At 65.7% G+C, this 15,790-nt stretch carries 15 protein-coding genes; 5 read left to right on the top strand and 10 right to left on the bottom strand.

What is annotated here, in order from left to right; translation table 11 throughout:
• Positions 1 to 82 precede the first annotated feature (82 nt).
• From ACXJ3V_RS19715 to ACXJ3V_RS19705, 3 genes are all read right to left on the bottom strand, one after another.
• Positions 83 to 1,321: a hypothetical protein gene (locus ACXJ3V_RS19715; protein ID WP_457102053.1), complete on the bottom strand. Its 1,239-nt coding sequence runs from the start codon at positions 1,319 to 1,321 to the stop codon at positions 83 to 85.
• Positions 1,322 to 1,537: 216 nt separating this feature from the next.
• Positions 1,538 to 2,995, bottom strand: a complete 1,458-nt coding sequence (locus ACXJ3V_RS19710) for a sugar transferase (protein ID WP_457102052.1) — start codon at positions 2,993 to 2,995, stop codon at positions 1,538 to 1,540.
• Positions 2,996 to 3,238: 243 nt separating this feature from the next.
• Entirely contained in the window at positions 3,239 to 3,688 is a 450-nt protein-coding gene (locus tag ACXJ3V_RS19705; protein WP_457102051.1) for a hypothetical protein, read from the bottom strand.
• On the opposite strand from ACXJ3V_RS19705, the gene ACXJ3V_RS19700 reads away from it, so the two are divergent.
• Positions 3,677 to 4,885 (top strand): hypothetical protein, encoded by a 1,209-nt coding sequence (locus tag ACXJ3V_RS19700; protein ID WP_457102050.1) that lies wholly within the window; start codon positions 3,677 to 3,679, stop codon positions 4,883 to 4,885. The genes ACXJ3V_RS19705 and ACXJ3V_RS19700 overlap by 12 nt on opposite strands.
• A 200-nt stretch (positions 4,886 to 5,085) precedes the next feature.
• Here ACXJ3V_RS19700 and ACXJ3V_RS19695 read toward each other — a convergent pair whose 3' ends face one another.
• Positions 5,086 to 6,567 carry a polysaccharide biosynthesis tyrosine autokinase gene (locus tag ACXJ3V_RS19695; RefSeq protein WP_457102049.1) on the bottom strand — a complete coding sequence of 494 codons (1,482 nt, stop codon included), beginning with the start codon at positions 6,565 to 6,567 and terminating at the stop codon, positions 5,086 to 5,088.
• Between the two features lie 131 nt (positions 6,568 to 6,698).
• Positions 6,699 to 7,292 carry an arsenate reductase/protein-tyrosine-phosphatase family protein gene (locus ACXJ3V_RS19690; RefSeq protein ID WP_457102048.1) on the bottom strand — a complete coding sequence of 198 codons (594 nt, stop codon included), beginning with the start codon at positions 7,290 to 7,292 and terminating at the stop codon, positions 6,699 to 6,701.
• A gap of 34 nt (positions 7,293 to 7,326) precedes the next feature.
• On the opposite strand from ACXJ3V_RS19690, the gene ACXJ3V_RS19685 reads away from it, so the two are divergent.
• Positions 7,327 to 8,181 (top strand): CPBP family intramembrane glutamic endopeptidase, encoded by an 855-nt coding sequence (locus ACXJ3V_RS19685; RefSeq protein ID WP_457102047.1) that lies wholly within the window; start codon positions 7,327 to 7,329, stop codon positions 8,179 to 8,181.
• A 40-nt stretch (positions 8,182 to 8,221) separates the two neighbouring features.
• Here the strand turns inward: ACXJ3V_RS19685 and ACXJ3V_RS19680 are convergent, their stop codons facing one another.
• On the bottom strand, positions 8,222 to 8,368 hold the full coding sequence (locus ACXJ3V_RS19680; RefSeq protein ID WP_457102046.1) for a hypothetical protein: 147 nt from the start codon (positions 8,366 to 8,368) through the stop codon (positions 8,222 to 8,224).
• Positions 8,369 to 8,496: 128 nt separating this feature from the next.
• Between ACXJ3V_RS19680 and ACXJ3V_RS19675 the strand changes: the two genes are divergently transcribed.
• Complete coding sequence (locus ACXJ3V_RS19675; protein ID WP_457102045.1) at positions 8,497 to 8,634, top strand: hypothetical protein; 138 nt, start codon at positions 8,497 to 8,499, stop codon at positions 8,632 to 8,634.
• Here the strand turns inward: ACXJ3V_RS19675 and ACXJ3V_RS19670 are convergent, their stop codons facing one another.
• Positions 8,635 to 9,690, bottom strand: coding sequence for an acyltransferase family protein (locus tag ACXJ3V_RS19670; RefSeq protein WP_457102044.1), 1,056 nt, complete (start codon positions 9,688 to 9,690; stop codon positions 8,635 to 8,637).
• Between the two features lie 101 nt (positions 9,691 to 9,791).
• On the opposite strand from ACXJ3V_RS19670, the gene ACXJ3V_RS19665 reads away from it, so the two are divergent.
• Entirely contained in the window at positions 9,792 to 11,225 is a 1,434-nt protein-coding gene (locus tag ACXJ3V_RS19665) for an O-antigen ligase family protein (protein WP_457102043.1), read from the top strand.
• A gap of 237 nt (positions 11,226 to 11,462) precedes the next feature.
• On the opposite strand, the gene ACXJ3V_RS19660 is transcribed toward ACXJ3V_RS19665, so the two are convergent.
• On the bottom strand, positions 11,463 to 11,792 hold the full coding sequence (locus ACXJ3V_RS19660; RefSeq protein ID WP_457102042.1) for a hypothetical protein: 330 nt from the start codon (positions 11,790 to 11,792) through the stop codon (positions 11,463 to 11,465).
• 400 nt (positions 11,793 to 12,192) lie between these two features.
• Between ACXJ3V_RS19660 and ACXJ3V_RS19655 the strand changes: the two genes are divergently transcribed.
• On the top strand, positions 12,193 to 12,549 hold the full coding sequence (locus ACXJ3V_RS19655) for a hypothetical protein (protein ID WP_457102041.1): 357 nt from the start codon (positions 12,193 to 12,195) through the stop codon (positions 12,547 to 12,549).
• 147 nt (positions 12,550 to 12,696) lie between these two features.
• Here the strand turns inward: ACXJ3V_RS19655 and galU are convergent, their stop codons facing one another.
• Together galU and ACXJ3V_RS19645 are read right to left on the bottom strand one after the other, a co-directional pair.
• Entirely contained in the window at positions 12,697 to 13,593 is an 897-nt protein-coding gene (gene galU / locus ACXJ3V_RS19650; RefSeq protein WP_457102040.1) for a UTP--glucose-1-phosphate uridylyltransferase GalU, read from the bottom strand.
• Positions 13,594 to 13,766: 173 nt separating this feature from the next.
• Entirely contained in the window at positions 13,767 to 15,671 is a 1,905-nt protein-coding gene (locus tag ACXJ3V_RS19645) for a DUF4012 domain-containing protein (protein WP_457102039.1), read from the bottom strand.
• Positions 15,672 to 15,790 lie beyond the last annotated feature (119 nt).

Genomic DNA, 15,790 nt, shown 5'->3' with positions numbered 1-15,790 from the left:
GGTACCGACGTTGACTGGGGAACCGCCACAGCCATTTCGGTCGGGCCGACACCCCACCAATCGATGCCCGTTATTGCGCCGTTCATGAATGAATCACCACAATACAAAATCCGATCATGGTTGAAATCGCTGGTATCGCCGCGCTCACGGTGATGCGCCGGGCAGACACACCGGAGCGATAGAGCGTCATGAAAACGACAAAACTGATGAGCTCGACGAGGCCGATCGCGAACACCGCTCCGTTGACGCCGTACTCAAGAATCAGAATGAGCTTGGCGCCGACGGCGCAGATCGTACTGATAATGCTGCCGACAAAGAGGAGGTGAGCTCGCCGATCAGATAGTACAAGGGCAGCGGTCGACAGGTGTGCCGCGTACGCCGGGATGGAGACCGAGGCAATCAAAACAGCCGCAGAAAACGGCGCCCACGCTTCAAATACGGGCAGGGCAAGAATGATGTAGGTGGCACCTATGGTGGCAACTGAGAGCCCCGCGGAAACAAGGGCCGTAGTATTTGCAATTTTAGTCGTTTCGACGGCCCGATCGTGTGGGAGCATCGGTGCCAGTCGCCGCATCTCGACCTGCGCGATCGAGCCTCGAATAAGTCCCAACGCGTCAAACATGCGAGTGATGATTCCGTAGACAGCGACTGCTTCCAGGTTCGCGCCCGTAAGAGCCAGAATGAGAAGGTCCGCTCGGCCGTATGCGACCGCGAGTGCGGCACTGCCCCCGAAGCCCAGTGCTTCCTTGGTGAATGGTCGGAGAGATTCACGATTGACTCGCCAGCGCCCGAGTAAGCCGAGCGCAACGAAGGCAATAAGGTTTCCAAGCGCAGACAGTGCAACCATCGCGCTTCCGCCAAAGGGTGCCRCAGCGTAGATGCCGATCGCGGTGACGATGCCGTTGAGGGCGATTGTCACACTCAACGTAAATTCGCTACGCCCAGATGCAATCCACAACGATTCAAGATCGGCGTACACGAGGCGCGTTATGGCGAAGACCGCACATGCGAGCGCCAAGAACCATGCGGTAAAAGCCCACGCCAGCGTCACTGCGACGACAAGGACAACAGCGATCTCGGTCAACCGGAGTCGGATGAGGCTTGCCGGAAAATCACTGGTGCTGTCGGTCGCTCGTCGTCGCGCGAGGGCGCGGTCCAATCCCAGCGGCAAGATCGCTGCTACTGCTGCCGCAATTCCCGACTGCAGGGTATAGGAACCGACTGCTGCGGTGTTTGCCGGATCGAGCGAGGCCAGCACCAGCGCGATGCCCGCAGCGAAGGCATAAATGATTCGCCCAGCGGCGAGCACGGCATGGTTCATGTCGTTACTCTCATTGTTCGATGGCGACCCAGAAGGCGAGGATGAGGGTCAGAAGGATGCTCGCCGCAATGAACTGGGCCGAAACCAGGTTGCGTCCGTAAGCCGAGAGCACTATTGCTCTCAGTGCTGAGGGAACCAAGGCCCTTACGCTCCGATGGTGTGGGCGATGAGTTCGCAGGGCAGGGGAAGCGCTCGTCGGCGCGGCGTGCTGTAGCACTAGTGTGCCGTCTCACCGGGTAGCAAGGCGGCCTTGGCCGTCTTCGCGAGGATCCCGAGGTCCCCGACAAGCGACCAATTCTCGACGTATGAAAGATCGAGACGGACCGACTCTTCCCACGATAGAGAAGACCGGCCGCTCACCTGCCAGAGCCCTGTGATGCCGGGTTTCACGAGGAATCGGCGGTGCACGTGGTCCGCATACTGAGCGACTTCCTTGGCGAGAGGCGGCCGCGGCCCGACGAGCGACATCGACCCCTCGATCACGTTAAACAGCTGCGGCAGTTCGTCGAGGCTGAACTTGCGCATGAAGCGGCCGACGGGAGTGACCCTCGGGTCGTTCTTCATCTTGAAGAGCACCTCGTTGCCAGGATCATGCTCATCCCGCTCGAGGTTCTCGAGCAGGTCCTCGGCGTTGACGACCATCGAGCGGAACTTGATCATCGTGAACTCTTCGCCGCGCAGGCCGATGCGGGTCTGCCGGAAGAAGACGGGGCCCTGGCTGGTCAGCCGAACGCTGAGGGCCAAGAACGCCAGGATCGGACTGATCAGGATCGTGCCGAGCACGGACGCGGTGAGATCGGTTGTTCGCTTGGCGAACCGCTGGCCACGGCTGAAGCGCGGCGTCTCGACATGGATCAGAGGTAAGCCAGACACGGGGCGCATGTGAATGCGCGGGCCGGCGATGTCGACGATGCTCGGCGCTAGCACCAGGTGCTGCCTGCCGGCTTCGAGGCCCCAGGAGATCTGCTTCACCTTGTCGGGCGGCAACTCGTCGGTGCTCGTCACGGCGACCGTATCGGCACGTGTGGCGGCCATCGCCCGCTCGACGTTGTCGACACTTCCCATGATCGGAATGTCGGTGCCCACGATCGTCGCCGCCACACGCCCGGTCGGCACACACGCCCCCACCACGCGGTAGCCGGCGCGCGGTGATCGCTCCAACTCGCGGGCGATCTGAGCGACGGATTCCTCCGACCCGACCAGCAGCACGCGGGCCGAGTACTCGCCGAGCAGTCTCTTCGAGACGAGCCACTGTCGCCAGAGCCAGCGTTCGAAGAGCAGCACCAGCACGCCGAGGGGCAGGCTGATGAGAAGGAAGCCGCGAGCGACGTCGACCCGCAGGAGGAACGCTGCGATCGCGACGACGCCGAAAAGTCGGATGCTCGCATCGACGACGCGCACGAACTCCGTACTGCCTGTGCCGATCACCCGCTCGTTTCGCGAGTCGATGAGGCTCAGCGCCCACATCCACAGCACAACCAGCACCGCGGAGAAGGCCCAGTAAGAGACGTCAGTCAGACGATGGTCTTCGCGCATCGTCACGGCGGCATTGCCGAGGCCGAACCAGGCGATCTGGGTGCCGTAGACGACCCACACGAGCACCAGCAGATCGCTGAGCCAGATGCGCCGCGCGAGGCGTTGCCGCCAACGGTCGGGCGGCAGCACAGTCGTCACGGGAGTCGTGCTCGTCGACACGCGTGTGCTGGCGGCATGCGTCGTCGAAACAGTCGGCACCGAGGGCCCGACAGATTTGGATTGAGATTCGTTGCTTTTAGATTCGCTCTGCGACGTCGTTGTCGCGTCGACCTGTTGAAGGTTCGACGTCACCGACCGTCCTTTCGCCCCGAGAAGTGATCCCCACGTCTGGGAAAGTATCAGGCGAATGTGTCGGGCATGTGAATGGCTCTTGCCACTTCGTCACCGTCGGCACCGCAGGGCCGGCCAGGGGTTCTCCAGGTGCCCGGTGTATGCTGACCGCGCCCGCGCTCCGACGTGCGGAAGGTCGAAATGAAGTCCGCTAAGGAACAGCACCCAGCCGACGAGACCGCCATCGATGGCGTTCACGATGCCGTCGACGGAGTTGAGCGCGCGCCGGAGGGCCAGGCGGACGAGCTCGACAAGGTCTTCGGTTCTCATGAAGAAGAGACACATCACTTCGACGCTGAGCGGGAGCGCGAGCGCCTTGCGGCCTTCTTCGGAGCCGCTGCGCCGCTGAGCGCTGATCCAGAGATTCACGTTGGCGAACCCGCGCTGGATGCCGGTGGACCTGCGGTGAGCGCTGGGCAGCCCGCGACGGGTGCTGACGATCGCGAGACCGGCGGGCGCGAGTTCGAATCGACCGCCATCGAGGATGCCGTGGACGGTCACGATCGCGAGATCGAGCGCCTCGCTGCGTTGTTCGGAAGCGCAGCGGTCGCCAGCGGCGATCGCGAGCCGGACGCTGGCAGCGGGGAGGTCTTCGGCGAAGCGACGGCATGGCAGCCCAGCTTTGATGGGGCGCCTGAGCCGGGAGCACCGTTGCCGGATCCTCAGCCCGAGACGGCCTGGCAATCGTGGGTCGCCGACGAGCCGGCGCCGGAGTGGCAGCCATGGTCTGCCGAAGAGCCCGCGTTCGTCGTGGCTCCGGAGCAGCCGCGCCGCGGGGTTCGCACCGCGCTCTTCGGCTCTCGCGGGCGCACCTTCGTGTCGGTCGCAACAGCGGTCGTCGCCATCGCCGTCGTCGCAGGCGGCGGAGTCTTCGGCGCCATCACCATCAACGAGAATGCCCGCCTCGCGGATGCGCAGGGAGCTCTGGTCGCCGCAGAAGCATCCGCCGAGCAGGCCGACTCCGGGTTGGTTTCGGCGAACTCGGCGTACGAAGCATCCGTCACCGCTGCGCAGGCATTCATCGACGAGGTGGCGCCCGCACTCGCCGCGATCGACGGGATGGGCGATGCGCAGACGCGGGCCGACGCGATGACAGCCCTCGACGGCGTGCAGGCGAGCATCGCTCCCCGCGACGTGGCCGCCCTGCCCGAGGAGTATGAGGGCGCATCGCTCGGCGACGCGGATGCGGACGAGGTGCTGACAGTTGCCGACGATGCGAAGCAACACGCTGCTCGCGTGGCACTCGCAGCCGCCGACTTCGACAACGCACGCGCGGACATCGGTGCCGCGACGTCGATCGCTGACGCGGCGCTCGACGCACTAGCGACGTCGCTTGCCGCAACCGCGGAGTCGCTCGTTGCGGAGAACCCCCTCGCCGGCGCGGCGCTGCGAGACGCCGTTACGGCCGCCGCGCAGGCTGTTGGTACCGCGCGCGCGACGGGCGGCACCGGGGCTGCAGAGTTGCTGGCCTATGCGGCGGCCGTGACCGCGCTGCGCGCGGATCAGGCGGTGGAAGCAGCGAAGGCCGAGGAAGAGACGCCGGTTGTGCCGAGGCGCAACACCGGATCGACCCCCGTGACCGGCGGGGGCACCACTCCCAACCCGTCACCCACGCCCGACCCGGCGCCTGCGCCGGACCCCTCGCCGTCCGATCCGCCGCCGGATCCCACGCCGACGGACCCGCCGGCTACGCCTTAAGGGTTTGCGGAGGGGTGGGGCGTTTCGTCTCGCTTCGCTCGCTCAACGACCGGGGCTTGACTGGTTTTGCGAGTGCCCTCGGTTCGGGCGTTCGACTCGATTCGCTCGCTCAATGACCCGCGGGGCTTGGCTTGCTCCACGATGGAAAGAGCCCGGCTGGGTCGCGTTTGCGACCCAGCCGGGCTCCTGGACGTTGCTGGCTACCCGACTGGGGTTGAGGTGGTGCGCCGGAGTTCGGGGGTGTCGGTGGTTTCGTTGACGGTCGGCGGCTGAGGCGCCGATTTCGCAGCCCGACGAGACGATCGGCTCTTCTTCTCCGGTGCCTGGGTGTAGCCGTACCCATAGCCGTACCCGCCGTAGCTGTAGGCATCCGGTCCGCGCGTCGGCACCATCGTGAGCACGAGCCCCGCGACCTTCGCGTCGACAGCCTGGAGTGCGTCGACGGCTCCGGAGAGCTCCCGGCGATTGGTGCGTCCGGCGGAGACGACCACGATCGCACCGCTCGTCGCTTTCGAAAGGATCGCGGCATCTGTCACCGGCAGCAGCGGGGGAGCGTCGCAGAGCACGACATCGAAGTCGCGCTCAAGCGCCTCGAGCAGGGTGCGCATCTGGTTCGAGCCGAGAAGTTCGCTGGGGTTCGGCGGGATCTTGCCGGCCGGAAGCACATAGAGGCTTCGGCCCCCCCACGGGAGCATGACATCACCCACCCGCGTGCGACCGATCAGCACATCGGTGAGCCCGGCCCCGCCCTCGATGCCGAGATACTCGGCCACCTTCGGCTTGCGCAGGTCGGCGTCGATGAGCGCCACACGCTTGCCGGCGTCGGCGAGGGCGATCGCCAGGTTGATCGTGCTCGTCGACTTGCCCTCGCTCGGCAGGGCCGACGTGATCACGAAGCTCGCGCGACCGCCCATATCGAGAAACTGCAGGTTCGTGCGCAGTGCCCGGAACGACTCGGCGCGGGGGCTACGCGGGTCGTCCTGCAGAATGAGCGGCCGTTCCTTGGCGCGTGGGTCGAATGCGATCGCGCCGATGATCGGACGATCCGTGACGAGCTCGATGTCCCGCGGGTTGCGGATGCGGGTGTCGAGCACCGAACGAAGCACCGCGACGCCGATGCCGAGCGCCAGACCGATGAGTCCGCCCAGCACGAGGTTGAGGGGAACATTCGGACTCGCGGGGGTGAGCGACGGCTGTGCGTCCTTGACTCGGGTGAGCCGCACCGGGCTCTCCTCCGCGCCATTCGGGGTCTCGATCGACTCAACCGCGTTCGTGAGGCTCGCGGCGAGCGCATTCGCGATGTCTGCGGCCACCACGGCGCTCGGGTGCTCGACGGTGATCGTGATGAGCGTCGTGTTGACCGGGCTTGATGCCGAGACCGAGGTGGAGAGCTGACCCGCCGTCGTCTCGAGATCGAGCTTCGCGATCACGGGGTTCATCACGATCGGCGCCGTCACCAGGTTGGTGTACGTCGTCACGCGTGATTGGCTGAACGTCGACCCCTGCTGCATCTCGGAGATCGTCCCGCCCGCCTGCGTTGAGACGAAGACCGTGCTGCTCGAGACGTAGATCGGGGTGCGGGTCAGCGAATAGGCCGCGGCGACGCCAACTCCGAGAAGTGTCGCCAACACGATGAGGATCCAGCTCTTGCGGAGGATGCGGATGTAGTCGGTGAGCTCCATGATGCCTTTCCCCCGGAGGCCGCGATCACTGGTGCTGTGATCGCAGAGACGACCCCGAGGCTTGTTCAGAGTGACACATCGCCGTTTCCGGTTTCCCGCCGGCGCATGTCGGGAATGTTAAGGAATGTCGTTCATCGGGTGGCAACCCTCAGCACGCGCACGACCTCGTCGAGAGCCGGCACGAGCTGGGCGGCGGACCGCTCATACGTCTGCCACGAGCGCCCATAGGGGTCGATGACGTCGTCGTCATCGGGCGTCACGGGCGGCAGTGACACGCCACGACGGGATGCAACGACCGCAGCCGCCGCACGCACGCGAGCGCCGGCATCCAACCTCGCACCTGTCCCTGCTGCGTATATCTCGTCGTCGGAGACGTCGGACGCCAGCCGCGCGAACTCGCGCACTGTGAAGGTCGCCCGCAGTCGCGAKGGCGCGAGTTCGGCGATTTGGCGGCGATGGTCGCGAGTCATCGCGAGGATGAGGTCGGGTGAGCTGAGGTGGTCCTCCAGCAGGTACCGGGAGCGGTGCGCCGCCGCCGCATCCGCCGAAACGCCGTACTCGGCCGCAATCAGTTGGGCTTCGCTCGTCATCGGCGCCGAGCGGAGTCCGCGGGTGCCGGCGCTGCCGATCATCGGCTCGAGATCGGCGAGGCTCGCTCGGAGGAGCTCGGCAGCGAGCGGGGAACGGCAGATGTTGCCAGTGCAGACGGTGAGCACCTCGAACACGGATCGACCTCCGGTGGGGGGTAGCGTGGGGCGCGTGCCGGACCACTCTACCGATGCCCCGACCGCTAAACCGACCGCCGAGGGTCTCGCAGAGAGCGAGGCCGAGGCGACCGTCGGCACGCGCAGAAATGCACGTCGGGGGGCGCCCGACGCCGAGCCGCCGAGCGGCACCCACACGCGCCGGACGGACTGGCGGCTCGGCGGGCGAACGGTGGCACGTTGGCGGGAGGGCACCCTCGCTGTGGCCATCGTGGCTCTCGGAGTCGCGGTGCTGGCCGGCACCACGGTCGTCGCATTCATACCGTATGCCTGGAGTGGCATGCTCGGAACGGCCCTTCTGTGGGCAGGGATGCTCGCGGGCATCATCTGGGCTTTTACCAGGTCACGCCCGGTCGGTCTGTTGCGATTCGAACCGAGCGACCTGGTCTTCGGCCTCGGACTGGGTGTGCTCCTTCGGATCGTGCAGGGCTGGCTGGAACTGACTGCCGGAGCCTCGGGGGCCTTGCCGTCTTACTCAACGATCGGGACCGACCTGCCGTCGGGATTCTGGTTCACCGATGTGCTCAGCCCGGTGGTCATCGCCCCGCTCACCGAGGAGTTCTTCTTTCGCGCCGTTGTGCTCGTCTGCGTCTACACGATCCTGCGGAGATCCTTCGGCAAGGCAACGGCAGGCCTCGCGGCCGCCGTCGTCAGCACAGCGTTGTTCCTCATGCTGCACAGCCTCACGCTGTCACTCACGGTCGACCAGGTGATCTCGCTGTCGCTCCTCGGCCTCGTCTGCTCCGCGCTCGTGCTTCTGAGCGGCCGCATCTGGGGCACGGTGCTCATCCACGTCGTCTACAACGCGACCTACGTCGCTCTCGCCCTCGCGGGCACAATGCTGAACTGAGCTCGGGGCGAAAAGCGCGACGGGGCCCCGGCATCTGTCGTCATTCAGGCAGGGACGGCGCCATCTCCTTGATACCCGACGCCAGTTCGGGGCCGAGGTCTTCGCGGTCGAGGGGGAGCAGAATGCTCGAATTCAGGTAGTCGAGCCGGTCGCCGATGTCGTAGCGGCGGCGTTTCTCGGTGCCCACGCCAGGTATGCGCCAGTCGCCGGGCAAGCGGTCCGCCACGGGGAGCCGAGGCCACGGGCTGACTAACTGCGTTCGATAGCACGAGGTCGTTTACGTGGACCAAACGCAGGCGTGGGAGGATGCCGGGCATGGCCGACGACGAGATCCTCATTAATAAGTTCGTGCAGTGGGCGAACGGTGCGCCCGCGAAGGTCTGGCAAAGGGTCGGCTTCGTGGCCAGGATCGCCGGACTGATCCTCGTCGTCCCGGCGCTACCTCTCCCCTGACTACGCCCCCGGGGTGCTCACTGCCGGCTGAGGCTTGCGTACACGCGGCAGCTCGAACAGCCACCGGAGCGGACGAACCCGGTCGCTGAGAGCCGCGAGGAGCATCGGCAATGCAACACCCGCGACCGTGCACAGAACGATGTTGACCGTATCGTTCGTCACGTCGAGCAGTCCGAGCCCGATGCGCACGACGTTGAATGCGATCACATGCGCGAGGAAGATCTCGAGCGACCGGCGCCCGATAGCCGGCAGCAGTGGCGTGCGGAGCCGTGCCAGGATCGCAGCGAGCAAGATGACGGCAACACAGCCGGTGACGCTGGCGACTAGACCTGCTGCGCGCTCCCACTCGTCGGCGGGCGTCCCGAGCATGGCGGGCGGCGTCGGCGTCATCGTCAGCAGAGTCCCCGCATAGACACCTCCCAGTACGACGAACCCGACTACGAGCCACGGGGGCGAGATGGCTTCCACCATCCGGTTGAGCCGCTCATACGTCGTGGCCGCACCGACGACGAAGAACCCGAGCAGTGCGAGCCCCTGCGTTCCGATGACCGGACCTGACCAGCCCCAGATCAAGACCGAAATCGCCGCGACGACGATCGCGCCGAAGTACGGGATGCCCCAGACCCGAGCCCACGGTCGCACAAGGACGACGACAGCGGTCGCGACAACAAGGAAGGGAAGGAACCACATCTGCGTCTCGGAGCGCCAGAGCGAGAGCACTTCCACCAGCGAGACCGGGTTGGAGGAGACCGACCCTGCCGCCAGTTTGACGAACCCCTGTAGCAGCGACCAGAGCACGTAGAGGTAGAGGAACAGCGCAGCTCGCGACCGCAGGTACGGCCAGCCTCCGGAACGGTCGATGCCTCGCTTCACGAATAGACCGGACAGAAGCGCGAAGACGCTCAGATGCACCAGGTACAGACCACGGTCGGTGAGCGCATAGGCTGCAGAGCTGTCGCTCAGGATGCCCGAGTCGCCCAGACCGCGCACAACGTGACCGAGCACGATCGCGATGATGGCAATGCCGCGGGCGTTGTCGATCGTCTGGTCGCGCATTGCGTCATGTTATCGACCGATTGTTACGTCTATTCGCCAACCCTCGCCTCGATGCGGGAGTCGCTCGCACCTCTCTATACACTGACGCCATGAGAAGGCGAGTGAGCACGGGCCTGCTGCTCGGAGTACTGGGCCCCGTCGCGGTAGTCCTCATCGTTGTCGGCGTACTTGCCCAGCCACTCATCGTCGGCGGTCTCATCGCCGCGGCCGCAGTCGCATTCGCAGCGTGCCTGATCCCCGAGCGCATCCTCGTCGGCGTCGCCGGATCCATCAGCATCTTGCTCGTCACCTTGAGCCCGATCCACCTCGTCCCGAGCCAACTCCGGTACGGGCAGCTGATGGTGATCGCAGTACTCGCCATCGTGGTTCTCATCCGGCGACGGGGTACGGGCACACGGGCAGGGGGGCCGTTGCTTCTCGTTGCTTACCTCGCAGTCACAATCTTTTCGAGCGTGGCGTACGGCATCGACGACTCTGTGTTCCAGGTGCTGACACTTCATACGTTGGTGCCGCTGAGCTTCGTGGTCTTCGGCCTCAAGTCGACTCGTGCCGAGCGCAAGACGATGGCGGGAACGTTGATTTTCATCGCCTCAGCCCAAGCTCTTTACGGCATCGCAGAGGTCATCCTCGAGCCGCCGGTTCTGTGGGCATCCCCGGTCCCGGACAGCTTCGCGTCGTCTGATTCGCGCCTTGCGAATGAGATCGTGCCGGGCCTGCCCCGAGCGCAGGGTTCGTTCGGACACCCACTCCTGTACGGCTTCACTCTGATCATCGCCACTGCGCTGATCCGCGAATACAGCTTCGCTCGCCGCGGCATGCGTTTCGCGCTAACGGTTCTAATGTTCGCCGGCGCGGTCGCCGCTGGCTCGCGCAGCGCAGTCCTGGTGATGGCAGCCGTAGTCCTGTTCTCGATCGGATCCCGCAAATTCCGTGTGCTCCGCGGCGTCCTCCTCGCGGGCGTGGTGCTCGCATTTGCCGCCGCCAGTGGATTCTTCGGCTCGGAGGTCGTTGACCGTTTCACCTCGAGCGGCTCCCTCACGCACCGTCAGGGCATCTGGGAAAACATTCCCTACCTGCTCGCACAACCTTTCGAACACCTCCTGCTCGGCAACGGCTGGATCCGCGTTGGAGATGTCTACGACCTGCGGATCCTGCCGCCGACCGATGGATTCCGAGCAATCGACAATCAGTACATCGCGACGTTCATCACCAGCGGCCTGCTGGGATTCGTGCTGCTGATGCTGACGATGGTCGTGAGCATCGTCAGAGCTCGAGGCGCCGTCCGCCTCGGCCTGCTGGCCACGACCGTGGTGTTCTTCGTGTTCGACGTGCTGGAGTTTCCGGCCACATGGTCGCTGCTTGCCCTTCTGATTGGGTTCGCAGCGACCAAGGACGGCGGCGAGATCACGGCTGAGGATCCCGCGCTCCACCATCAGGGAGCCATCACCCTTCCGCTGGAGGTTGCTGAGCGAGCAACTCCCGCAGCTGTGCGTTATCCTGCCCGAGCGCGTGTTTCTGCCCGTAGAGGTCGCTGATCAGGGTGAGGATATTGGCGGGGTTCATGCGAGTGCGACCTTCTTCGAGACTCCGTTGACGTTGACCACGAGGTAGGACGTACCGCCGCCCGTGTCGTGCCAGATCTCGAGTTGACCGTTCGTCAGATAGACGGGCTGTGGGGCGCCTGCCGTGTACTTCGTCGTGACCCCGGCGACGGAGGAGTCGGCGCGGCCTGATCCCGTGATGCGGGCGACCTGAGTCGCTTCCGTCGAGTCTTAGAACCCCCATTGCTTTGTCGCCGCGGGCGCGATGAAGCGGGTGTTGTCCGAAGGCGCGACGCTGAGCACCTTCTTGTTGGCCCCGCCCGATTCGTTGAACTTCAGGTACCGGTTGTTGTCGATGACGAGGTTGTCGACCACGCGCACGTCGCGGTTCGGGGATGACCCGACGCCGACGAATGTGCCGAGGTTGTTGATGTTCGCACTGTTGCAGTTGAGCGCGTTGCTCCAGACACCGCCGATGTTGATTTCGGTGCGGTTCGGGTTCGCCGCAGCGATGTCGAAGCTGAGCCCGAATACGAATGGTGGCGTGACTGCGTGGTCCACGCCCGAGAACAGTGGGGCCGACACGTTCAGCGCGGAAGACGCGGACTGCGATCCGTTGTTCTGGACCCCGAGCCCGATGCACGCCGAGTTTGACTGTCGAAGCGGACGACGTTCGGGATGCCGTGGTGAACGATGTCACGGGCACCGTCGCGGACGCCGCGCCTATACTCGTCGACACGTAGGCAACTACCTTCGTGGCATCGTCAGCCGTGTGCTCGATGTTCGTGCCGGACGTGCGCTGCACCGGGGCCGAGAGGACGACGCTGGTTGTCGGTGTGGCGGCGGGGATCGCGGTCGAGAGCGTCGCGGCCGTCTGCACGCCCTTCCCTACGTTGGGCGCGACTTCGAGGCCGAAGCCAACCAGGTACGACGGGGCTGTGGTCTGCGAGGAGACCCGGAAGTGACCGCCGTAGACGTTTCCGCCGTGGCGACCGGTGATGTCCGCGATGAACATGCCCGCCTCGCGGGTGCCGTCGTAGTACAGCGACCCCCAGAAGTGGTCGTAATTGCCGGGGCCGCTGTGGTGCGCGGCGATGCCGATGGCCTTGAAGTAGGAGATCGGGCCACCCTGCCCGACCTGCCCATCGAACCCGCCCGACACGTTCAGGTCTCGGACTGCGATGAACCCGTCCTGGTTGGCGCTGATCTCTCGAACGTGAACGACGTGTCGAGCGTCGGAGCGTCCATCGAAAGGCCGCGGGCGTTGGTCGAGTCCTCGCGGTCACGGCTGGCAAACGAGTTCGATAGCTCGCCGTGACGGAGGTACCACCTGGTGGTCAGTTGGGTGACACCTGGCTCCGACCCGTGCACCCCACGAGCTGCGCGGTGCGCGGCGCACGACACTGAGCTGAGCTGAGCTGAGCGGACCATGATTACGAGCACGCTCGTGCCCTCGCATTAGGCGTCATTCAGGCAGTGACGGCGCGATCTCTTTGATCCACGAGGCCAGCTCGGGGCCGAGGTCGTCGCGGTCGAGGGCGAGAAGAATGCTCGACTTCAGGTAGTCGAGCCGGTCGCCGGTGTCGTAGCGGCGGCCACGGAAGATCACTCCGAGCACGGGACCGGCGATCGACTCGTCGGCGGCGAGCTCTTCGAGCGCGTCGGTCAGCTGGATCTCGCCGCCCTTGCCCGGCGCGGTGTTCTCGAGCACCGCGAAGATCTCGGGCTTGAGCACGTAGCGTCCGATGATCGCGAGGTTGCTCGGGGCCTCTTCGGAGGAGGGCTTCTCGACGAGAGCCTTTATCTTGACGACATCCGACTCACCGGTGGCATCGACGTCGGCGCAGCCGTAGAGGTGGATCTGCGACGGCTCGACCTCCATCAGCGCGACCACGGTCGCCGACTGGCCGAGAGACACCTCGATCATGCGCGACAGCAGCGGGTCGCGCGCGTCGATCAGGTCGTCGCCGAGCATGACCGCGAACGTCTCGTTGCCGACGTGCTTCTTGGCTCGCAGCACCGCGTGTCCGAGGCCCTTCGGGTCGCCCTGACGCAGGAAGTGAATGTCGGCGAGCGAGCTCGGCTCCATCACGCGCGCCAGCTTGCCGTGGTCGCCCTTCGCCTCGAGCGTGTGCTCGAGCTCGGTGACGCGGTCGAAGTGATTGGCGAGGGCGTTCTTGTTGCGACCGACGATCATCACGATGTCGTCGATGCCGGCGGCGACCGCCTCTTCGACGACGTATTGGATGGCCGGCTTGTCGACGACGGGCAGCATCTCTTTCGGCATCGCCTTGGTGGCGGGAAGGAAGCGAGTGCCAAGGCCAGCGGCGGGAATGACGGCCTTGATGGAGGGAGTGGTCATGAGTGTGACCGTAACGAGCGAATGTGAATGGCTGGTTTCGCGGCGGTCACCGCGTTTCGACAGGCTCAACGACCGGGGTGTCGGTCAACGACCGGGGGCGTTTCGACAGGCTCAACGACCGGAGCCGCGGCTCAACGACCGGGGGCGTTTCGACAGGCTCAACGACCGGGGCGTCAGCCGCAGGGGGTCTGCTCGATGGTGATCGGCGTCTCGCCCAGCATCGGGGTGGTGCGCACGTCGACGGGCGAGCCGGGGTCGCCGAGGCTCGCGCGATCGACGAACGCGGTGAACGTGACCGTGCGCGACTCGCCGCGCGGAACGCCGATCGAGATCGACTCGGCCGCTCGGCCCTGCTCCACGCCGCTGCGGTCGAGTCGGGGCCAGTCGCCCTTACCAGGGTCGCTGCCGGTGATCTGTCCGCCGACGGGCGCGAAGAACACGACGTCGGTGATGATCGTGTCGCGCGGCACCCCGAAGCGCGTGCCTCGCTGAGTGAGCACGATGTCGCTCAGCCCGCCGGACGGCACGGCCGAGGTCAGCGTGATCGAGGTCGTGATCGTGGCCGGCCCGCTGCCCGCCTTGCAGGTGTCGGCCGTCACCTTCACCGCGCTGGAGAGGTAGTACTCGAGCTTGCTGTAGCCGGAGTCGTTGAGGAAGATCCCCACCTGCGCCACCTTGGTGTTGTCGGGCACGAAGGTTCCCGACGCCCCGAGGTCGACCGACATGGCCTGCTCGTCCGGGCGCGCGAACCAGGCCATCGCATGGTGGGTCTTCACGCTCGCGTTCAAGGCATCGAGCAAAGCGGCCGGCGTACCCGAGCCCGAGGTGACCTGCGTGAACACGTGGGCCACGGCATCCGAGAAGTACACATCCTGCTCTTGGGAGTTGAAGCGGGCGTACGCATCCACGAGCAGCAGCTTCGCCGCGTTGCCGGAGTCGAGCACATCCCCGTTGGTGAGCGTCACAGGACCGCTCACGGCGAGGAGGTTCTGCAGGGCAGGCAGGTCGAGCGAGATGGCGCCGTCGATCGTGCCTCCGCGCTCGCGCTGCCACAGCGACGACATCATCTGCGCGCTGGTCGGAAAGTCCGGCGTGCGCGTGTAGTTCTGCATGCGGTTGGTGGTGTCGCCCTCGTACAGGGCGAGCATCTCCGCCGGCAGAGGCAAACCTGCCTCGAGCTCCGCCAGCTCCGTCGAATTGCTGATCGCGGGGAGGCTGATCGCCCCGTTCTCGATGTGCAGCATGGCGATGGATGCCGGGCTGCCGCCCGTGGTCCGCGTCTCCGCATTGTTCTGGAACATGAGGAGGTAGTTGCGCGGCTCGTTCTGCCCGAGCACGGCGAGCGCGACCGGGAGGACCTTCTCCGCCTGATCGAGCACCGGGGCCGCCTGCGACAGCACACCGGTCAGTTCGCTGATCGCCTCGTCGACCTGGGGCACGAGGTTGTCATAGTTGATGTCGGCGACCTGCGCCTGGGCGGCGCTGACCGCCTCGCGGAGGGCGGGGATCATCGGGAGCGCGGCCTGATAGGCCGAGACATCCACTCGTCCGTCTTTCAGACCGAACCGGCTGATGTCGACGACACCGAGCAGCTCGATCGCCGGCGGCATCGCCTGCTCGACGAGGATGTGCGCGGCCGCCGTCGTCTTGCGGACGGCGGAGAGGTTCTCGCCCACCACCGGGATCTGCTCGAAGAGGTTCCAGATCGGGTCGTCGGTCTCGGCCAGCGCCTTGTCGGCGTGCTGGGTGAGCTCGGCGGCGGCGGCCTCGAGGCCGGCGGTGTCTTTGGCGGTCGCGAGGGCGGGGATCGTCGCGACCACGGCGCGCGCCGCCATGAGCTCGTCGCGCACGATGAAGGCGTGGTCGGCGATGTGCTTCGCGCCGAACGCGAGCGAGCCGGCGAGGGCGAGGAAGCCGACGAAGATGATCAGCAGGATCCACGGCCAGATCCAGATGCCGGTGCGCTTGGGGGCGTTCGTGGGCACCGAGCCCGTGTCGAGCAGCTCGGTAAGCTCTTCACCGGAGCTCAGCCGCGCGTCACGACGGCGCGCCGTCGGTGCGGTCTCCCCAGAATCCATGTGCACAGCATAAGTGCGCGTTCCTGCAAAGCGGCCTCGAATGGAGCGCAGCCGTTTTGGCCGAGGCATCCGGATGCCGTAGACTCGATCTTTGGTGTTCGGCTCAGCTGACCCGGCAC

It is taken from the genome of Microbacterium sp. P5_E9 (assembly GCF_054049175.1).
Note: the sequence above shows the minus strand (reverse complement) of the source record. Positions and strands in the feature narration are given on the sequence as shown.